The sequence below is a fragment of the Tardiphaga sp. 862_B3_N4_1 genome (genome assembly GCF_051811085.1).
Classification (GTDB): domain Bacteria; phylum Pseudomonadota; class Alphaproteobacteria; order Rhizobiales; family Xanthobacteraceae; genus Tardiphaga; species Tardiphaga robiniae.
Map to the genome: position 1 here is coordinate 2,473,193 of NZ_JBPWQB010000002.1, position 17,426 is coordinate 2,490,618.

General features: G+C 61.6%; 18 protein-coding genes. 12 read left to right on the forward strand and 6 right to left on the reverse strand.

All coding sequences use genetic code 11. The features are described 5' to 3' along the window. The first annotated feature begins 1 nt into the window (after position 1). The 8 genes from AB8B02_RS28960 (at position 2) to AB8B02_RS28995 (ending at position 8,575) form a co-directional block, all read left to right on the forward strand. Complete coding sequence (locus tag AB8B02_RS28960) at positions 2-820, forward strand: DeoR/GlpR family DNA-binding transcription regulator (RefSeq protein WP_231078170.1); 819 nt, start codon at positions 2-4, stop codon at positions 818-820. 139 nt (positions 821-959) lie between these two features. After that, positions 960-2,504 carry a glycerol-3-phosphate dehydrogenase gene (glpD, locus tag AB8B02_RS28965; RefSeq protein ID WP_439065857.1) on the forward strand — a complete coding sequence of 515 codons (1,545 nt, stop codon included), beginning with the start codon at positions 960-962 and terminating at the stop codon, positions 2,502-2,504. Beyond that, the gene (locus AB8B02_RS28970) at positions 2,501-3,589 is read left to right on the forward strand and encodes an ABC transporter ATP-binding protein (RefSeq protein ID WP_120288337.1); all 1,089 of its coding nucleotides are present in this window, start codon (positions 2,501-2,503) and stop codon (positions 3,587-3,589) included. Before glpD ends, AB8B02_RS28970 begins: the two co-directional genes overlap by 4 nt. 1 nt (position 3,590) lies before the next feature. After that, positions 3,591-4,676, forward strand: a complete 1,086-nt coding sequence (locus tag AB8B02_RS28975) for an ABC transporter ATP-binding protein (RefSeq protein ID WP_439065858.1) — start codon at positions 3,591-3,593, stop codon at positions 4,674-4,676. Continuing rightward, positions 4,676-5,578, forward strand: a complete 903-nt coding sequence (locus AB8B02_RS28980) for a carbohydrate ABC transporter permease (RefSeq protein ID WP_068733714.1) — start codon at positions 4,676-4,678, stop codon at positions 5,576-5,578. The genes AB8B02_RS28975 and AB8B02_RS28980 overlap by 1 nt, the downstream gene beginning before the upstream one ends. Beyond that, positions 5,578-6,384: a carbohydrate ABC transporter permease gene (locus AB8B02_RS28985; protein ID WP_120288339.1), complete on the forward strand. Its 807-nt coding sequence runs from the start codon at positions 5,578-5,580 to the stop codon at positions 6,382-6,384. The genes AB8B02_RS28980 and AB8B02_RS28985 overlap by 1 nt, the downstream gene beginning before the upstream one ends. A gap of 9 nt (positions 6,385-6,393) precedes the next feature. After that, positions 6,394-6,723 carry a DUF2160 domain-containing protein gene (locus AB8B02_RS28990; protein ID WP_439065859.1) on the forward strand — a complete coding sequence of 110 codons (330 nt, stop codon included), beginning with the start codon at positions 6,394-6,396 and terminating at the stop codon, positions 6,721-6,723. Between the two features lie 61 nt (positions 6,724-6,784). After that, positions 6,785-8,575 carry an ABC transporter substrate-binding protein gene (locus AB8B02_RS28995; protein ID WP_439065860.1) on the forward strand — a complete coding sequence of 597 codons (1,791 nt, stop codon included), beginning with the start codon at positions 6,785-6,787 and terminating at the stop codon, positions 8,573-8,575. 113 nt (positions 8,576-8,688) lie between these two features. Here AB8B02_RS28995 and AB8B02_RS29000 read toward each other — a convergent pair whose 3' ends face one another. The 5 genes from AB8B02_RS29000 to AB8B02_RS29020 form a co-directional block, all read right to left on the reverse strand. Continuing rightward, entirely contained in the window at positions 8,689-9,789 is a 1,101-nt protein-coding gene (locus AB8B02_RS29000; RefSeq protein ID WP_439065861.1) for an alkene reductase, read from the reverse strand. 180 nt (positions 9,790-9,969) lie between these two features. Further along, positions 9,970-10,473 carry a DUF1993 domain-containing protein gene (locus tag AB8B02_RS29005; protein WP_120288342.1) on the reverse strand — a complete coding sequence of 168 codons (504 nt, stop codon included), beginning with the start codon at positions 10,471-10,473 and terminating at the stop codon, positions 9,970-9,972. Positions 10,474-10,640: 167 nt separating this feature from the next. Beyond that, complete coding sequence (locus AB8B02_RS29010; protein ID WP_439065862.1) at positions 10,641-11,870, reverse strand: lytic murein transglycosylase; 1,230 nt, start codon at positions 11,868-11,870, stop codon at positions 10,641-10,643. Positions 11,871-11,986: 116 nt separating this feature from the next. After that, positions 11,987-12,499, reverse strand: coding sequence for a GNAT family N-acetyltransferase (locus AB8B02_RS29015; RefSeq protein ID WP_120288343.1), 513 nt, complete (start codon positions 12,497-12,499; stop codon positions 11,987-11,989). A gap of 41 nt (positions 12,500-12,540) precedes the next feature. Next, complete coding sequence (locus AB8B02_RS29020) at positions 12,541-13,986, reverse strand: XRE family transcriptional regulator (protein WP_120288344.1); 1,446 nt, start codon at positions 13,984-13,986, stop codon at positions 12,541-12,543. A 211-nt stretch (positions 13,987-14,197) separates the two neighbouring features. Between AB8B02_RS29020 and AB8B02_RS29025 the strand changes: the two genes are divergently transcribed. Next, positions 14,198-14,407: a DUF4170 domain-containing protein gene (locus tag AB8B02_RS29025; protein WP_068733054.1), complete on the forward strand. Its 210-nt coding sequence runs from the start codon at positions 14,198-14,200 to the stop codon at positions 14,405-14,407. 248 nt (positions 14,408-14,655) lie between these two features. Further along, positions 14,656-15,204, forward strand: a complete 549-nt coding sequence (locus tag AB8B02_RS29030; RefSeq protein ID WP_120288345.1) for a hypothetical protein — start codon at positions 14,656-14,658, stop codon at positions 15,202-15,204. Positions 15,205-15,209: 5 nt separating this feature from the next. Here the strand turns inward: AB8B02_RS29030 and AB8B02_RS29035 are convergent, their stop codons facing one another. After that, positions 15,210-16,094: a metallophosphoesterase family protein gene (locus AB8B02_RS29035; protein ID WP_120288346.1), complete on the reverse strand. Its 885-nt coding sequence runs from the start codon at positions 16,092-16,094 to the stop codon at positions 15,210-15,212. A gap of 138 nt (positions 16,095-16,232) precedes the next feature. Between AB8B02_RS29035 and AB8B02_RS29040 the strand changes: the two genes are divergently transcribed. Both AB8B02_RS29040 and AB8B02_RS29045 read left to right on the forward strand, forming a co-directional pair. Beyond that, complete coding sequence (locus AB8B02_RS29040) at positions 16,233-16,721, forward strand: NUDIX domain-containing protein (protein WP_093760065.1); 489 nt, start codon at positions 16,233-16,235, stop codon at positions 16,719-16,721. Positions 16,722-16,778: 57 nt separating this feature from the next. Further along, on the forward strand, positions 16,779-17,291 hold the full coding sequence (locus tag AB8B02_RS29045) for a GNAT family N-acetyltransferase (protein ID WP_093759621.1): 513 nt from the start codon (positions 16,779-16,781) through the stop codon (positions 17,289-17,291). Positions 17,292-17,426 lie beyond the last annotated feature (135 nt).

Sequence of the window (17,426 nt, forward strand, 5' to 3'; positions counted from 1 at the left end):
TGTGACTGCTGGCCTGACCCATCGCCAATCCGAAATCCTGAATCACGCGCGCGCCTTTGGCCGCGTGATGGTCGATGATCTGGTGCGCCGCTTCGAGGTGTCCGCACAGACCATCCGCAAGGATCTCAACGATCTCTGCGACCAGCGCCTGCTGACGCGTATCCACGGCGGCGCCATCGTCGCGTCGGGCGTGGAAAACCTCGCTTATGAAGCGCGGCGATTCGTGGCCGCCGAGGAAAAGAAGGCGATTGGTGTTGCTGCCGCGGCGCAGATTCCCAATGGCTCGTCGCTGTTCATCAATATCGGGACCACCACGGAAGAAGTCGCGAGCGCCCTGACCAATCACGAAAACCTGCTGGTCATCACCAACAATCTCAATGTGGCGATGATGCTCTATCGTCACCCGCATATCGAGGTAATTGTCGCCGGCGGTACCGTGCGTCGCTCGGATGGTGCGGTGATCGGCTCCACGGCGATCAAGCTGATCGGCCAATTCAAGGTCGATTACGCCATCATCGGTGCCTCCGCGATCGACGAGGAGGGCGCGCTGCTCGACTTCGACTATCGCGAGGTGCAGGCGGCGCAGGCGATCATCGCCAATGCCCGCAGTGTCATGCTGGTCTGCGATTCGACCAAGCTGCGGCGCTCGGCGGCCGTGCGCATCGCCCATATCAGCCAGATACAGACCTTCGTGACCGACGTCCCGCTGCCGCCCTCCTTGCAGGAGATCTGCCGGAGCCGGGGCGTTCAAGTGATCGCCGCCCTGCCGGGCTCCGCCGACGATGCGGACGACCTGGAACCCGAGCCGACCCCGCTTTAGAGCCTGTTCAGACCCCGAAAACGCCAGTTGCTTTCGTTTTAGGTTGTGGTTTAATCGAAAACGAAAGCCAAATCGCTGAAAGCGAAGATGGCGCGTCCGAAGGAAGGCGCCAGACAAGTGGCGCAGGAGGGGAGACGGGGTGGGTCAGATCTACGACCTCGCAATCATTGGTGGTGGTGTGAACGGCTGCGGCATCGCCCGCGACGCCGTCGGCCGCGGCAATTCCGTGTTCCTTTGCGAGATGAACGATCTGGCCAGCGGCACCTCGTCCTGGTCGACCAAGCTGATCCATGGCGGGTTGCGCTACCTCGAATATTACGATTTCAAACTGGTGCGCCACGCGTTGCTGGAACGCGAAGTTCTCTGGCAGATCGCGCCGCATATCATCCGCCCCTTGCGTTTCGTGCTGCCGCATCACGCCGGTCTGCGGCCCGCCTGGCTGCTGCGCTTGGGCTTGTTCCTCTACGACCATATCGGCGGCCGTAAACTTCTGCCCCCGACGCGCACACTCGATCTCACCCGCGACGAGACCGGCAAGCCGCTGGCGCCCGGCCGGTTCAAGCGTGGCTTTGAATATTCCGACTGCTCGGTAGATGATGCGCGCCTTGTCGTGCTCACCGCGCGTGATGCCGCCGATCGGGGCGCTGAGATCCGCACGCGCACGCGCGCAACCGAGATCAGGCAGGCTGACGGGATGTGGCAGGTCACGGTGCAGGATACGGCGACGGGCGACCGCTCGACCATCAGTGCGCGCACGCTGGTCAATGCCGGTGGTCCGTGGGTCGAGAATGTTCTGGCGGTCGGTGCCGGCGTCAATGCGAAGGCGAAAGTCCGCCTCGTGCAGGGCTCGCATATCGTGGTGCCGAAACTTTACAGCCACGACCGCGCCTACATCTTCCAGAATGCCGATGGTCGTATCGTATTTGCGATTCCCTATCAGGACGATTTCACCCTGATCGGTACCACCGATATCGATTATGACGGCGATCCCGCCGATGTGAGAATCTCTGCCGACGAGATCAATTATCTCTGCAAGTCGGTCAGCGAATATCTCGCCAGGCCCGTGCTGGCCGAAGACGTGGTGTGGACCTATTCCGGCGTGCGCCCGCTCTATGACGACGGCGCCAACGAGGCCAAGGCGGCGACGCGCGACTATGTGTTCGAGCTCGATCTGCCCGGCGGCCTGCCGCTGCTGTCGATTTATGGTGGCAAGATCACGACCTATCGTCGTCTCGCCGAAGAAGCCTTGCAGAAGCTTGCGCCGTATCTGAAGGGCACCAAGGCCAAGGAAGGCTGGACGGCCCATGCCACGCTGCCTGGCGGTGATTTCGATGTCTCTGCGGTCGATGCGCTGATCGCCGAATTGTTGCGCGACTATCCGTTCCTGACGCCGGCCCATGCCAACCGGCTGGCGCATGCCTATGGCACGCGCGCCGCGAAGATGCTGGGCACCGCGAAGTCGCCGGCCGATCTCGGTCAGGCCTTTGGGGCAACGCTGACCGAGCGCGAAGTGCGCTATCTCATGGCGCATGAATGGGCCGTCAGTGCCGAGGATATCGTGTGGCGCCGTTCCAAACTCGGTCTGCGCCTGTCGAAGGAAGAGATCGCGGCTCTCGATCAATGGCTGCAGGCTAATCGCGCGCAGCCCGCCAATCCGATGCGTGAAGCGGGAGCGCGATCATGAGCGTCGCACTGGATCACGTCTCGCAGATGGTTGATGGAGTCACGACGATCCGTGACGTCTCGCTGACGCTGGAAAGGGGCACGCTGAACGTGCTGCTCGGGCCAACGCTGGCCGGCAAGACCTCGATCATGCGGCTGCTGGCCGGGCTCGACAAGCCAACGCAAGGCCGCGTGTTGGTCGATAGCAAGGACGTCACCGGCGTCGATATCCGCAAGCGTTCGGTGGCAATGGTCTATCAGCAGTTCATCAATTACCCCTCGCTGTCGGTCTATGAGAATATCGCCTCGCCGCTGCGCGTGCAGGGCAAGCCGAAAGCCGAGATCGAAACCCGCGTGCACGAAGCTGCGGCCTTGCTCAAGCTTGAGCCCTATCTGAAGCGCACGCCGCTGCAGCTCTCCGGGGGCCAGCAGCAGCGCACGGCGATTGCCCGCGCGCTGGTCAAGGGTGCCGATCTCGTGCTGCTCGACGAGCCGCTCGCCAATCTCGACTACAAGCTGCGCGAGGAATTGCGCACCGAACTGCCGAAGATTTTCGAGGCCTCCGGTGCGATTTTCGTCTATGCGACGACGGAGCCCTCCGAAGCGCTTTTGTTGGGCGGCAGCACCGTGTGTTTGTGGGAAGGCCAGGTTTTGCAGGTCGGCCAGACTTCCAAAGTCTATCGCCATCCCGAGACTCTCAAGGCCGCCGAAGTGTTCTCCGATCCGCCACTTAACCTGGTGGTGATCGAGAAGAAGAACGGAAATGTGCACTATGCCGGTGGCGCGACAGCGCCCGCCAGCGGGCTCTACGCAAACCTCGCCGACGGCAGCTATCGCGTTGGCTTCCGCGCGCATCAGCTCGAAGTCGCCAGTGGTCTCGCCGGACGGCATGCGTTTCCGGCGGAAGTGACCGTGACCGAAATCACCGGGTCGGAAAGCTTCGTCCATCTGAAACGCGACGCATCGAACTGGGTTGCGGTGCTGCAGGGCGTGCATGAATTCCTGCCCGGCCACATGCTCGACGCCGTGCTCGATCCCGCCAATCTGTTCGTCTTCGATGGCCGCGACCGTCTGGTTGCCGCTCCCAACAGCACGCAGGGAGCGTAACATGGCCCGCATCGATCTCGTCGATCTCGCGCAGTCCTACAGCGGCAATGATGCCGACCCGGAATCATTCGCGCTGAAGCCGATCTCCATGACCTGGCGGCAAGGCGGCGCCTATGCGCTGCTCGGCCCATCCGGTTGCGGCAAGACCACGCTGCTCAATTTGATCTCCGGCATCGTGACGCCGACGCGCGGGCAGATCCTGTTCGACGGCAAGGATATCACGCCGCTGTCGACGCAGAAACGCAACATCGCGCAGGTGTTCCAGTTTCCGGTCATCTACGACACCATGACGGTCGGCGAGAATCTCGCTTTTCCGCTGAAGAATCGCGGCGTGCCGAAGGCGCAGATCGATGCACGTGTCGCCGAGATCGGCGAACTCCTCGATCTCACGCCCTATCTGGGTCGCAAGGCGACGCGGCTAACGCCCGATGCCAAGCAGAAGATCTCGCTCGGCCGCGGTCTGGTGCGCTCCGATGTCGCCGCCGTGCTGTTCGACGAACCACTGACGGTGATCGATCCCGCCCTGAAATGGGAATTGCGGTCGAAGCTGAAGGCGCTGCACCGCGCGCTGGATCTGACGATGATCTATGTAACTCACGACCAAACCGAAGCGTTGACCTTTGCCGATACGGTGGTGGTGATGCATGACGGCCGTGTCGTACAGTCCGGCACGCCGCAGGAATTGTTCGACAAGCCCGCACATACATTCGTCGGCTATTTCATCGGCTCGCCCGGCATGAATATCGTGCCGGCCGAAGTCAGCGGCCGCGAGGCGCGTATCGGCGGGCACGTGATCGCGCTGCAGCGCAGCTACGACAAGTTGCCAGCGGGCGCGACAATCGAAATCGGCGTTCGCCCCGAATTCGTCCATGTTGCGACGCCCGCACCGGGCTTGCTGTTGGCGCAGGTCGAGCGGGTCGACGATCTTGGTCGCATCAGTTTCGCGCGCGTCCGCATCGGCGGCGTCAAGTTCGCCGCGCGCGTCCCTCAGGGATTTTCTGTTGCGGGGAGCGATGTCGGGCTGGTGTTCGATCCCAGCCGGGTGCACGTTTACGCCGACAGCCGCCTTGTCGAAGGGGTTGCATGATGGACAAAACCGTCAATCAAAAAGCCTGGTTCCTCGTCCTGCCGGTGTTTCTCATCGTGGCGTTCTCCGCGGTGCTGCCGCTGATGACGGTCGTGAACTATTCGGTGCAGGACACCTTCGGCAACAACCAATTCTTCTGGAACGGCGTCGGCTGGTTCAAGGAGCTGCTTGATCCGTCCAGCGATCTCGGCGGGCGCTTCTACGCGTCCCTGCTGCGCAATCTGGCTTTCTCCGCGATCATCCTCGCCATCGAAGTGCCACTCGGCATTCTGGTCGCGTTGTCGATGCCGCGTGACGGCTGGCGCGTCGCAGCCTGCCTCGTGATCCTCGCGCTGCCGCTTTTGATTCCATGGAACGTGGTCGGCACCATCTGGCAGATCTTCGGGCGGCCCGACATTGGCCTGCTCGGCTACACGCTCAACCACATGGGTATCGACTATAATTACGTGTCGAACGAGTTTGATGCCTGGGCCACCGTCATCGTGATGGATGTCTGGCACTGGACCAGCCTCGTCGCGCTGCTGTGTTACGCAGGCCTGAAATCGATCCCCGATGCTTATTATCAGGCGGCACAGATCGACGGCGCGTCGCGCTGGGCGGTGTTTCGCGCGATCCAGTTGCCGAAGCTCAACCGTGTGTTGCTGATCGGCGTGCTGTTGCGTTTCATGGATAGTTTCATGATCTATACCGAGCCCTTCGTGGTCACCGGCGGCGGCCCCGGCAATTCGACCACCTTCGTCTCCATTGAGCTTGTCAAGATCGCGCTCGGCCAGTTCGATCTCGGCAAGGCTGCGGCGCTGTCGCTGGTCTACAACATCATCGTGCTGATCGTGTGCTGGATATTCTACACCGTGATGACCAATGCCGGCGTCGATCACACCAAGCGCGAGGGAGCGGTCTGATGCATACGATCCCTGGGCGTCGCATTATCCTGTTACTGTTTTTGGTGTTCTTGCTGCTGCCGATCTACTGGCTCGTGAATATGAGCTTCAAGACCAATGGCGAGATCGTCTCGACCATGACGCTGTGGCCGCACCAGCCGACGCTGGAGAATTACACGCGGATCTTCACCGATGAGAGCTGGTATTCCGGTTACATCAATTCGCTGAAATACGTCATCATTAACACCATCCTGTCGATCTCTTTCGCGCTGCCGGCAGCTTACGCGTTCTCGCGCTATCGTTTCCTCGGCGACAAGCACCTGTTCTTCTGGCTGCTGTCGAACCGGATGGCGCCGCCTGCGGTGTTTGCACTGCCATTCTTCAATCTCTATTCGGCGATCGGCCTGTTCGATACGCCGTGGGCCGTGGCGCTCGCGCATTGCCTGTTCAACGTTCCGCTGGCGGTGTGGATTCTCGAAGGATTCGTGTCCGGCGTGCCGCGCGAGATCGACGAGACGGCGTTTCTTGATGGCTACTCGTTTCCGAAGTTCTTCGTAAAGATTCTCGTGCCGCTGATCGCGTCGGGCATCGGCGTCGCTGCCTTCTTCTGCTTCATGTTCTCCTGGGTCGAATTGCTGCTTGCGCGCACGCTGACCTCGGTGAATGCCAAGCCGATCTCGGCGGTCATGACGCGCACTGTATCCGCCTCCGGCATGGATTGGGGCCTGCTCGCCGCCGCCGGTGTGCTGACCATCATCCCCGGCGCGCTCGTCATCTGGTTCGTCCGCAATTACATCGCGCGCGGTTTCGCGCTTGGCCGGGTCTAGGAGGTCGTCATGGAAAACATCGCATGGATGGCCTGGACGTCGCCGACGGCGATCTTCTTCGGCCTGCTGGCACTCACGCTGGGCACCATGACTTGGCTCGCAGTCGCTTATCCCGAAGCCGAACGCATCGGCATCCTGCGCATTCCCACCACGCGCGGCGACCGGCTGTTCCTGTCGCTGATCGCGGCGGCCGTCATCCACCTGTTGTGGATCGGCTTCGTCGGTTCCGACCCGATCGCGACGCTGCCGATCGGCGAGGAGGGAGTTGAAATCTCGAATCTGTGGTTCGCGACATTGATTTCGCTGGTCTCGGCGGTGGCAATTTTTCGCACCGTCTGACCGGCATGGACTGCAGTCCCGGGATGAACCCGGGCCTGAAACAGAAGTGAGGGAGGAAGCTATGAGGCACCTGACGACACAGGCACGTCGCCCGACGCGCCATATCATGATGACCAGCGCTGCTGCGTTGATCACGGCGACTGCGTTGCTCGCCGCACCGGCCAAGGCCGACGACGCCACCATTCAGAAGTGGATCGACAGCGAATTCCAGCCATCGACGCTGTCGAAGGCAGAGCAGCTGAAAGAACTGCAGTGGTACGAGAAGGCCGCGCAGCCGTTCAAAGGCTTGGAGATCAATATCGTCTCCGAAACCATCACCACGCACGAATACGAATCGCGCACGCTGGCCAAGGCGTTCTCCGAAATCACCGGCATCAAGCTGAAGCACGACCTGATCCAGGAAGGCGACGTGGTCGAGAAGCTGCAAACCCAGATGCAGTCCGGCAAGAACGTCTATGACGGCTGGATCAACGACTCCGACCTGATCGGCACGCATTTCCGCTACGGCCAGACCATCGCGCTGTCGGACTACATGACCGCAGAAGGCAAGGACGTCACCAGCCCGACGCTCGACGTCAAGGACTTCATTGGAACGTCCTTCACCACCGCGCCGGACAAGAAGATGTATCAACTGCCCGACCAGCAGTTCGCCAACCTTTACTGGTTCCGGTACGACTGGTTCACCAATCCCGACTACAAGGCCAAGTTCAAGGCCAAGTATGGCTACGATCTCGGCGTGCCCGTGAACTGGTCGGCCTATGAAGATATTGCCGAGTTCTTCACCAACGACATCAAGGAGATCAACGGCGTCAAGGTCTATGGCCACATGGACTACGGCAAGAAGGATCCGTCGCTCGGCTGGCGTTTCACCGACGCCTGGCTGTCGATGGCCGGCAACGGCGACAGGGGTCTTCCGAACGGTCTGCCCGTCGATGAATGGGGCATCCGCATGGAAGGCTGCCGTCCGGTGGGCTCCTCCGTCGAGCGCGGCGGCGATACCAACGGTCCGGCAGCGGTCTACTCGATCGCGAAATACCTCGACTGGATGAAGAAGTATGCCCCGCCGCAGGCGCAAGGCATGACCTTCTCGGAGTCGGGGCCGGTGCCGGCGCAGGGCAATATCGCCCAGCAGATGTTCTGGTACACCGCCTTCACCGCCGACATGGTGAAGCCGGGTCTTGCGGTCATGAATGCCGACGGTACGCCGAAGTGGCGCATGGCCCCGTCGCCGCATGGCTCGTACTGGAAGGAAGGCATGAAGCTCGGCTATCAGGACGTCGGTTCGGGCACGCTGCTCAAGTCGACCCCGGCCGATCGCCGCAAGGCGGCCTGGCTCTATCTGCAGTTCATCACCTCGAAGACGGTGTCGCTGAAGAAGAGCCATGTCGGTCTCACCTTCATCCGTGAGAGCGATATCTGGGACAAGTCGTTCACCGAACGTGCGCCGAAGCTCGGCGGTCTGGTCGAGTTCTATCGCTCGCCGGCCCGCGTGCAGTGGTCGCCGACCGGCAACAACATCCCGGATTATCCGAAGCTGGCGCAGTTGTGGTGGCAGAACATCGGCGATGCGTCGTCCGGTGCGAAGACCCCGCAGCAGGCGATGGACTCACTGGCCGCAGCTCAGGATTCGGTGCTCGAACGTCTTGAACGATCCAAGGTTCAGGGCGAATGCGGACCGAAGCTGAACAAGAAGGAAACGGCCGAGTTCTGGTATGCGAAGTCCGCCAAGGACGGCAACATCGCGCCCCAGCGCAAGCTGGCGAACGAGAAGCCGAAGGGCGAGACGGTGGACTACGACACCCTGATCAAGTCGTGGCCTGCGACCCCGCCGCAGAAGCGCGCGTCGAACTAAGGCGAACTTTCTGAACAACAAAAAAGGCCGGGAGCGATCCCGGCCTTTTCTCTTGCTGTCATTCCGGGTTCGCGCCCGCAAAGATGCGTGTGCGCCCCGGAATGACGGCGTACTTACTCCGCTGCCTGCTTCGCGCCCAGCACCGGGTAATCCGTGTAGCCCTTCGCGCCGCCGCCATAGAACGTCGCCTTGTCGGCATCGTTGAGTGGTGCGCCGATCTTCAGGCGCTCGACCAGATCCGGATTCGAGATGAACGGCTTGCCGAAGGCGATCAGGTCGGCGGCATCGGCCGCGAGCACCTTGTTGGCCAGCGCGAGATCGAAGCCGTTATTGGCGATATATGTACCCTTGAAGCGCTTGCGCAGGCTGGCATAGTCGAACGGTGCGACGTCGCGCGGACCGCCGGTCGCGCCTTCGACGACATGCAGATAGACGAGCTTCTCGGCGCTGAGCCCGTCGGTGATGTAGTCGAACAGCTTTTGGGCCTGCTTGTCGGCGGCGGCATCGTTGGCCGGCGTCACCGGCGAGATGCGGATACCGGTTCTGTCGCCGCCGATTTCCTTGGCAACTGCCGCGGCCACTTCCAGCATCAGTTTGGCGCGGTTCTCGAGCGAACCGCCATAGGCGTCGGTGCGCTTGTTGGTGCTGTCACGCGCGAATTGCTCAAGCAGATAACCGTTGGCGCCATGGATCTCTACGCCGTCGAAACCGGCCTCGACCGCATTGGCAGCGCCGCGTGCGAAACTATCAATGACGCCTTGAATTTCACCCAGCTCCAGCGCGCGGGGCTCCGAGACGTCGGTGAAGGTGTTGTTGACGAAGGTCTTGGTGTTGGCGCGGATCGCCGAAGGGGCCACCGGCGCTCCGCCATTCGGCTGCAGGCTGACATGCGAGATGCGGCCGACGTGCCAGATCTGCATATAGATGTGACCGCCTTTGGCATGCACGGCCTCGGTCACCTTCTTCCAGCCAGCGATCTGCTCCTTGGTGTAGATGCCCGGGACGTCCTGATAGCCCTGGCCCTGCTGCGAGACGGGTGTGCCTTCGGTTACCAAAAGGCCGGCGCTGGCACGCTGGCTATAATATTCGATCGCCAGCGGGTTCGGCACGTTGCCCGGCAATGCGCGATTGCGCGTCAGCGGCGCCATCACCGTGCGATTGGTCAGCGTGTTTGCACCAAGCTTGTAGGGTTCGAAGAGTTTGGACGTGCTCATGATGAATGATCCAGTCGATGAAAGGTGAAATCGAATTGGGCATCATGCAGCGCATTGGCAATACCGCTGCGCTGCATGTCGTTGGTTCAGGATAAAACGATCGTGGCGATGACGGATTGAATGATCATGATCTCTCTATCGGTCGGCCAGCAGCCGAATATCCTGCGGTGATGGCGCGGCTTACTGCGCGCCGAGGAAGTCGCGCTTGCCGACATCGATGCCGCACATCCGCAGGATGCCGTGGGCAGTGGTGATGTGGAAATAGAAGCTCGGTAGCGAGAAGCTGGTGAGGAATTGCTGGCCGGACATGGTGGTGGTCTTGCCGGGGCCGGTGGGGAAGGTGATCTCCCGGGTCTCGCCGCCGTCGAATTGGGCGGGCTTGTAGTTCTTCAGGTAATCGACGGTCCTGCCGATTCGCTGCTGCAATTCATCGAAGGTCGTTTCGGTATCCGGCACCGCCGGCACTTCGCTGCCGGACAGGCGCGCGCTGCCCTTGGTGGCGAAATCGCAGGAGAGCTGGACCTGCCGGCTCAGCGGCAGCATGTCCGGGAAAAGTCGCGTGCCGAGCAGGACGGCGGGCTCGATCTTCTTTGCGGCAGCATAGGTTTCGGCCTTTTCCAGCCCAGCGGACAGACTGCCCAGCATCTGCAGATAGGCAGGCACGACGGAATCATAGAACGGCATGAGGATGCTCTTTTGTGATGCGTTTCGAGGCACAGCGCGGCAGGTCGAGAAAGATGCTGTTGCATGGAGTTGGGGCGCGGTTGGCTGATTTCAACCGCCCGGCCTCACAAAAGAGAAGAAATTTCGAGGCTTATCCCGATAAGGGGATACCGATTCTTCGCTTCGCTTTATCCCCCGGATTTCAATGCTGTGAGCAATTCAGCCGTCGGCCAGGAGTCCGCGGGCAGGCCGAACTTGACCTGCATGGCCTTGACCGCCGTGCGGCTCTGCTGGCCGAGGATGCCGTCGATCTTGCCGACATTGAAGCCGCGCTTCGCCAGCAGTTGCTGCAGCTCGCGAAGTTCGGGATGTGACAGCTGCGCGACAGGGGCGGAGGGCTGCCGCATCTTGGAGGCGCCATTGATGCGGGTGGCGAGATAGGCCGCGGTGGTCGAATAGATCAGCGAATTATTCCATTCGGTATAGGCGGCGAAATTCGCGTAAGCGAGGAAAGCGGGACCGTGCCGGCCCATCGGCAGCAGCAGCGAGGCCGGCATACTGTCATTCGGCAGCGGCCGTCCATCGGGATAGCTGACGCCGAATGACGCCCATTTGGCGCGCGGCAGTTGAATAGTGAGATCGGCCTGATCCCAAGGTACGTTCTCGGTGACGCGCACCTCCTGCAGCCATGGTTCGCCGCGCCGCCATTTAAGGCCCGTGGAAATGTAATGCGCCGTCGAGCCGATCACGTCGGCGGGGCTGCGCAGCAAATTACGATGGCCATCGCCGTCGTAGTCGACGGCATAGTTGAAGTAGTGCGTCGGCAGGAACTGCGTCTGGCCGAGTTCGCCGGCCCATGAGCCGATCATCTCGGCCGGCGACAGGTCACCGCGATCGATGATCTTCAGCGCGGCGATGGTCTCGTCCTGAAACATCTTCGAGCGCCGGCAGTCATAGGCCAGCGACACCAGCGAGCGTAGCGTCTGCAGATTGCCCATCTGCACCCCGAAGTCGCTCTCCAGTGCCCAGAACGCCGCGATGACGGCCGGCGGCACGCCATATTCCTTCTCGGCGCGCGCAAAGGCTGCGGCGTTCGCCTTGATCTTGAGCTGCCCGTTCTGCATCCGGTAATCCGCCGCCATGCGTCCGGCAAATTGCGTGAACAACTGCCCGAACACCCGCTGCCCGCGGTCGCGATTGACGATGCCCTGATCGTAGACGAGATAGGGCGCCGCTTCCGCCATCGCGCGCTGCGATACCCCGCTAGCGACAGCCTGCTGTTTCAGCCCGGCAAGGAATTGGTCGAAGCTCTGGCCGCCATGACAGGACGCTGCGCGCTGCGCGGAGGCGGGGGAGGTGAAGGAGATAAGGGCAGATGCTGCAACGAGAATTGTGAATCGCACAGACATTCGCAGCATGAACCAGACCTCTCCGCTGTCGTACCCGGACTTGATCCAGGCATCCATCTTTCTTCCACACTAACATTCAAGATGGATGGCCGGGTCAAGCCCGGCCATGACATGTCATACAAGCATCAGCGCTCGAGGACCCACCGTGTCACGGCCTGATGAAAATTCAACGGTCCGGGTACGGTCATATGGGTCTTCACATACTTGAAGCCGGCTTTTTGCAAGGTTCGATTCGGCCCGATGTTGAAGGCATTCGGCTCGCAGAACAGCGATTTCAGCTTCAGCATATCGAAATAAAGTGCGGCGCTCTGGCGGACGCATTGAGTGCCGATACCGCTCTGCCGTTTATCCGGGTGCAGCACGTGAAGATGCATGGTGGCGCTTTCGCCGTAGACAATCTTGTCACAACTGGAAAACCCGATGGGCTGATTATCCATTAGCCACAGCGCGACAACGGCGGCGCGGCGTTCCGGCGGGAGTGCATATTGTTGGCCGATACGCTCTTGCCAGATCAGCGCCGGCGGCATCCTGGTTGGATCGACGCCCATCGTTTCCAGGAATTCCGGCGTGGCATTGTGGAAATAAGTGCTGACGACGTGAGCTTCGGACGGCAGCATTTCCCGGACCAGCAACGTCATCAATGGCCTCAAAGTTAGGGGCGATCGGGAAGACCTTGCAATTATAGTTCCCGCGCATTGCTGAAAGCAAATGACGATACCCGCCGCGTATTCTCGTCCAGGATCAGACTGCGCGTGATCGGCGGCTCGGCGCGCTGGCTGCAATTCTCGCGCTCGCAGAGGCGGCAATTGACGCCGATCGGCGTGCCTTCAGTCTTCTCCAGATCGAGGCCTGCTGAATAGGCTAGCTTGCCGGCATGGCGGATCTCGCAGCCGAGGCCGATGGCGAAGCGCGGTTGCGGCTGCGGATGCGGCGCTGCGGGCCGGCGTAGCGTCTGTGCGATGGAGAAATAGCGGCTGCCGTCGGGGAGTTCTATCACCTGGCTCAGCAGGCGGTCCGGCGTGTCGAAGGTCGAATGCACGTTCCACAGCGGGCAGGTGCCGCCGAATTTCGAAAACGGGAAGGTGCCGGATGAAAACCGCTTCGAGACGTTGCCGGCATTGTCGACGCGCAGCATGAAAAAGGGCACGCCGCGCGCGTTCGGGCGCTGCAGCGTTGTCAGGCGATGGCAGATCTGCTCGAAGCCGACATTGAAGCGCTGGCCGAGCACCTGCACGTCGTAGCTCAGCGCTTCCGCGGCGGCATGGAACGCCGCATAGGGCATCAGCGCGGCGGCTGCGAAATAGTTGGCCAGCGTGATGCGATAGAGCCGCCGTGTGGTGTCGTCGAGCGGCCCGGCGCGGCCGATGATGGTCTCGAAATGCGATGAGCACTCGACGAGGCCGATTTGGAATGCGACCTGAAAGGCGCGGCCGGGCGCATCGACCATTTCCGAGATCAGCAGCTGCCGGCGATGTCGGTCGAAACGTCTGAGCGTCTCGCGCATCACATCCACCGGCATGATGCGAGTGACGATCGAATATTTGTCGCGCAGTCGCGTGCTCAGCGCCGCAAACAGATCCTGCGACGGCACGTTGATCTCGTCGCGCAGGCTTTCGGCGGCCGCTTCGAGTTCGGGGAAGTAGTTGCGGTTGGCTTCGATCAAATCACGCACGCGCTCGATCGGATTGGCTTCGAATGGCGCGCCTTCGTGCCGATCGGCCATCTGCGCCGCCACCATGGTCTCGCCGCGCCGCGCTTCGGTATAGGCCGCGTAGAGCCGCTGCAGCGCATGCGTGACGCCGGGACAGAGTTCGGCAAGGTCGCGCAATTCCTGTTTCGGCAAATCGATCTGGCGAAACAGCGGATCGGAAAAGATCTCGTTCAGCTCCGCGAAGAAGCGATCTTCATCCGCCGTCGCGAGATCGCGGAGATCGAGGTCATAGGTCTCGGCGAGGCGCAGCAGCAACTGCGCGGTGACCGGCCGCTGGTTGCGCTCAATCAGATTGATGTAGCTCGGCGAAATGCCGAGGCCCTCTGCCATCTGGGTCTGGGACAGGCCCTGTTGCTGCCGGATCCGCCTGAAGCGCGGCCCCACGAACAGCTTCTTGCCAGACTCGCCCGCCATCCGCGCCAATTCCTGGTTCCCGAGTCGCCACTCGGTCGTTGATTGTGACAAAATCGACAAAATGACATTTATTACAAGTCGTGATGTTACATCACATCACCATTCAAACACAAGGCATCTGGTGGTTTTGCCTGACATGGCGTTATCTGTTCACACGGTGAATGCATCGCATGTCACGAATGTCGATTTAAGGAATGAACAGGAGCACGACATGTCACACGGTAGCAATTTCTGGGTCATCGGCGGCGAGTTCGGTTCGATGAACTTCCACAAGCTGGTTGAAGGCTCGGCCCAGGTGCAGGGCCCGTTCAAGACGCGCAAGCAGGCCGAAGAAGCCTGGAAGACCGTGTCGGAAGAGAATCGCCACCGCGCCGGCGTCCGCTTCTCCATCGTCGAAGAGCCGAGCCGCCAGGTCGCTTAGGACCGACGGTTCGCCTGAGGCTGAGACCCGAGCGGCGCCAGTGCCGCCGCTCGCCTCAAGCCTGTCGCTGATTTGCCCATAAGAAGACGTCCAAGGATATCAGCGGCCTCATCCGGGAAACCGGGTGGGGCCGTTGATGCGTTTAGCGGCCAAGCCTCTGGAAACAAACGGCCTTTCCGGCACTCGTGGTTACTGATAGGTTACTGCCCGGTGGATGGCGCGCTCAGGCAGCCAGAAAGGGGTCCAGCGTGGCGAGTAACGGGACGAAGCCTGTCGAGGAAGTCAGGCCGCAGCGACTGCGCGACGCGTTGCGTCAGGCTCGCATCGAGGCGGCCGATCGCACCGGTGTCGTCGTCGAGTTGCGCGATGCCGAAGTGGCGCGGCTGGAGATCCTCAATGAAGCGCTCGATCCGCTGTTCGCCGAGATTCCTGTTGGCATCGAGATGTTCGACCGGGGCATTAGCCAGGGCGACACGCCGCGGCTGTGGATCGACATGGTCGCCCATGTCGCCATGGGGCGTGACAAGCGCATGTATCGCTTCGTGCAGGACACCCGCCATGGCCGCGTGGTGCTGGGCGAGGCGCATGACATTCCGACCATCGTAAAGGCGGTCACCGACTATATCGCGCGCCGCATGATTGAGCGCGAGCACGCGCTGGTGACAATGCCGGCGCCGGAGGTAGCGACGGCGGTGAAGAAGCCGCGCAGCAGATTCTGGCCGTTCGTGTTCGGTGTGATTGTCGGCGTCGTGGGACTATTTGCGCTCGCGTTGTTCGTGTCCGTGCGCGGACATTAGTCACGCTACACCAGCATCGTCCGCGTCAGCTCGTGCACCATATTGCTGCCCCCGAACCCTCGCACCGTCTGCTCGCAGCGCCAGCGTTCGCCGTCGCGTTCGATGGCGAACAGATTGTAGGCCGCTGCCGGCTTGTGGCCGTGTGCAACCGATGATGCCGATGGCACGCCGATTGCGGGAATGCGCCGCTGTGGGCCGTCGAACCACATGGTCGAATGAATGTGGTCGTGGCCGTGCAGGATCAGTTCGACGCCGTGGCGCTTGAGCACAGCTTGCAGCGCTTCGGAATCCGTCAGTCGCTTCATTTTCTGCTTTGAGCGTAGTGGATGATGAATCAGCAATACGCGAAACAGATGAGCGTCGGCGAGGCCGCCAAGCATAATGTTGAGCGCCCTAAGCTGTGCGTCGCCGAGCGAGCCCGTCGCCATGAACGGCGCGGTTGGCACACTCGACGACACGCCGATCAGAGCCAGCGGGCTGCGGATACGCAGAAATGGAAAGCGCGTATCGGGGGTGCCGTCACTGCGCATATAGTCGCCGAAAGTCTCGGCGAAACGTTCGGGTGCTCCGCGCACATAGCCGTCGTGATTGCCGGGTACCAGCGAGACCTTGTCCGGTGTGCCGACGCTTTCGATCCAGCGGCGCGCGCGCGGGAATTCGGCATCCAGGGCGAGATTCACGAGATCGCCAGTGACGGCAATATGGTCCGGCTGCTGCGCCTGCATGTCGCTGACGATGACATCCAGCATATCGCGGCGGTGGATCAGATGCCGGTTACGCCGCCAGTTCAGATAGCCGAGCACGCGCTGCCCCAGGAGCTCGCGCCAGTGCGGCTCTGGCATCGGCGGAACATGCGGATCGGACAGATGGGCGAGGGTGAAAGCGGTCATGAGAAGCGATCTGCCCCTGCGCGTATGTGAACAAGCCGGCTCAATGCGCCCTCATGCCTGTGAAATCCCTGCATGTTTTGGCAAGGTGGGGCATATGACGCAAGCACCCACCGTGTCGCCAGCCAGGAATTTGCCGCGATGACCTCACCGACGTTGCGGCAGCGGCTGGAGCCGACCCTGCGCAAATTCGTGCATCTGTATTTCCGCTTCGCCCGCGGCATGACCTTGGGCGTCCGCGCCGTGGTGCTGGACGCTGACAATCGCGTGTTTCTAGTCCGGCATACTTATGTCACCGGCTGGTATCTACCCGGCGGCGGCGTCGAAGTCGGCCAGACCTTTCGCGAGGCGCTAGACATGGAGCTGCGGGAAGAGGGGCGCATCGAACTCACGGGAGAGCCGGTTCTGCATGGTGTCTTTCTCAACAGTCACGTCTCGATCCGCGATCATGTGGCGGTCTATGTGGTCAGGCAGTTCCGGCAGGACTGGTTGCCCGAGCCCAATCGCGAAATCGCCGAAACCGGTTTCTTCGCCCTCGATGCCCTGCCTCACGACACCACCGAGGGCACCCGGCTGCGGCTGGCCGAGATCTTCGACGGCAAGCCGATCAGTGCTACCTGGCGGGTCTGATCCCGTCCGCCCGGGCAATGGACCGCGCGCCCGCCAAATGCTATCCCGCCTCCCGACATGAATGACCTTTCTCTGACCATCCTGGCGGAAACCGCCAACGACGCCCAGATCATCGAACGGCTGCATGCCCGCACCTTCGGCCCGGGCCGTTACGTGCTATCAGCCTACCGGCTGCGTGAACATGTCGGTCATCTGCTCGACCTGTCTTTCACGGCACGGATCGGCACGCTGCTGGTCGGCTCGGTCCGGCAATTGCCGATCTGTGTGGGTGATACGCCGGCACTGCTGCTCGGGCCGCTGACCGTCGAGCCGCCATTCCGCAGCCGCGGCGTCGGCCGCAAGCTGCTGGACCGCGCCATCGCCGATGCGCGCAAGAAGGGGCACAAGCTCATCGTGCTGGTCGGCGACGAGCCCTATTACCGCCGGGTCGGCTTCAAGGCGATCCCTAAGGGCAATGTGACCATGCCGGGTCCGGTCGATCAAAACCGGTTGCTTGTGCTCGAGCTGGTGGAGGGCGCCGCTACGGGTCTCGCCGGCGCCGTTCGGCCGGATTGGGACGCGGCGAAGTAATTTTTTGATCCAAGCCGTCATTCCGGGGCGCGCGCAGCGTTAGCTGCGAGCGAACCCGGAATCTCGAAGTGATAGAACCGCATGAGGTTCCGGGTTCGCGCATTCAGCCGCGCTGAATGCACGCCCCGGAACGAC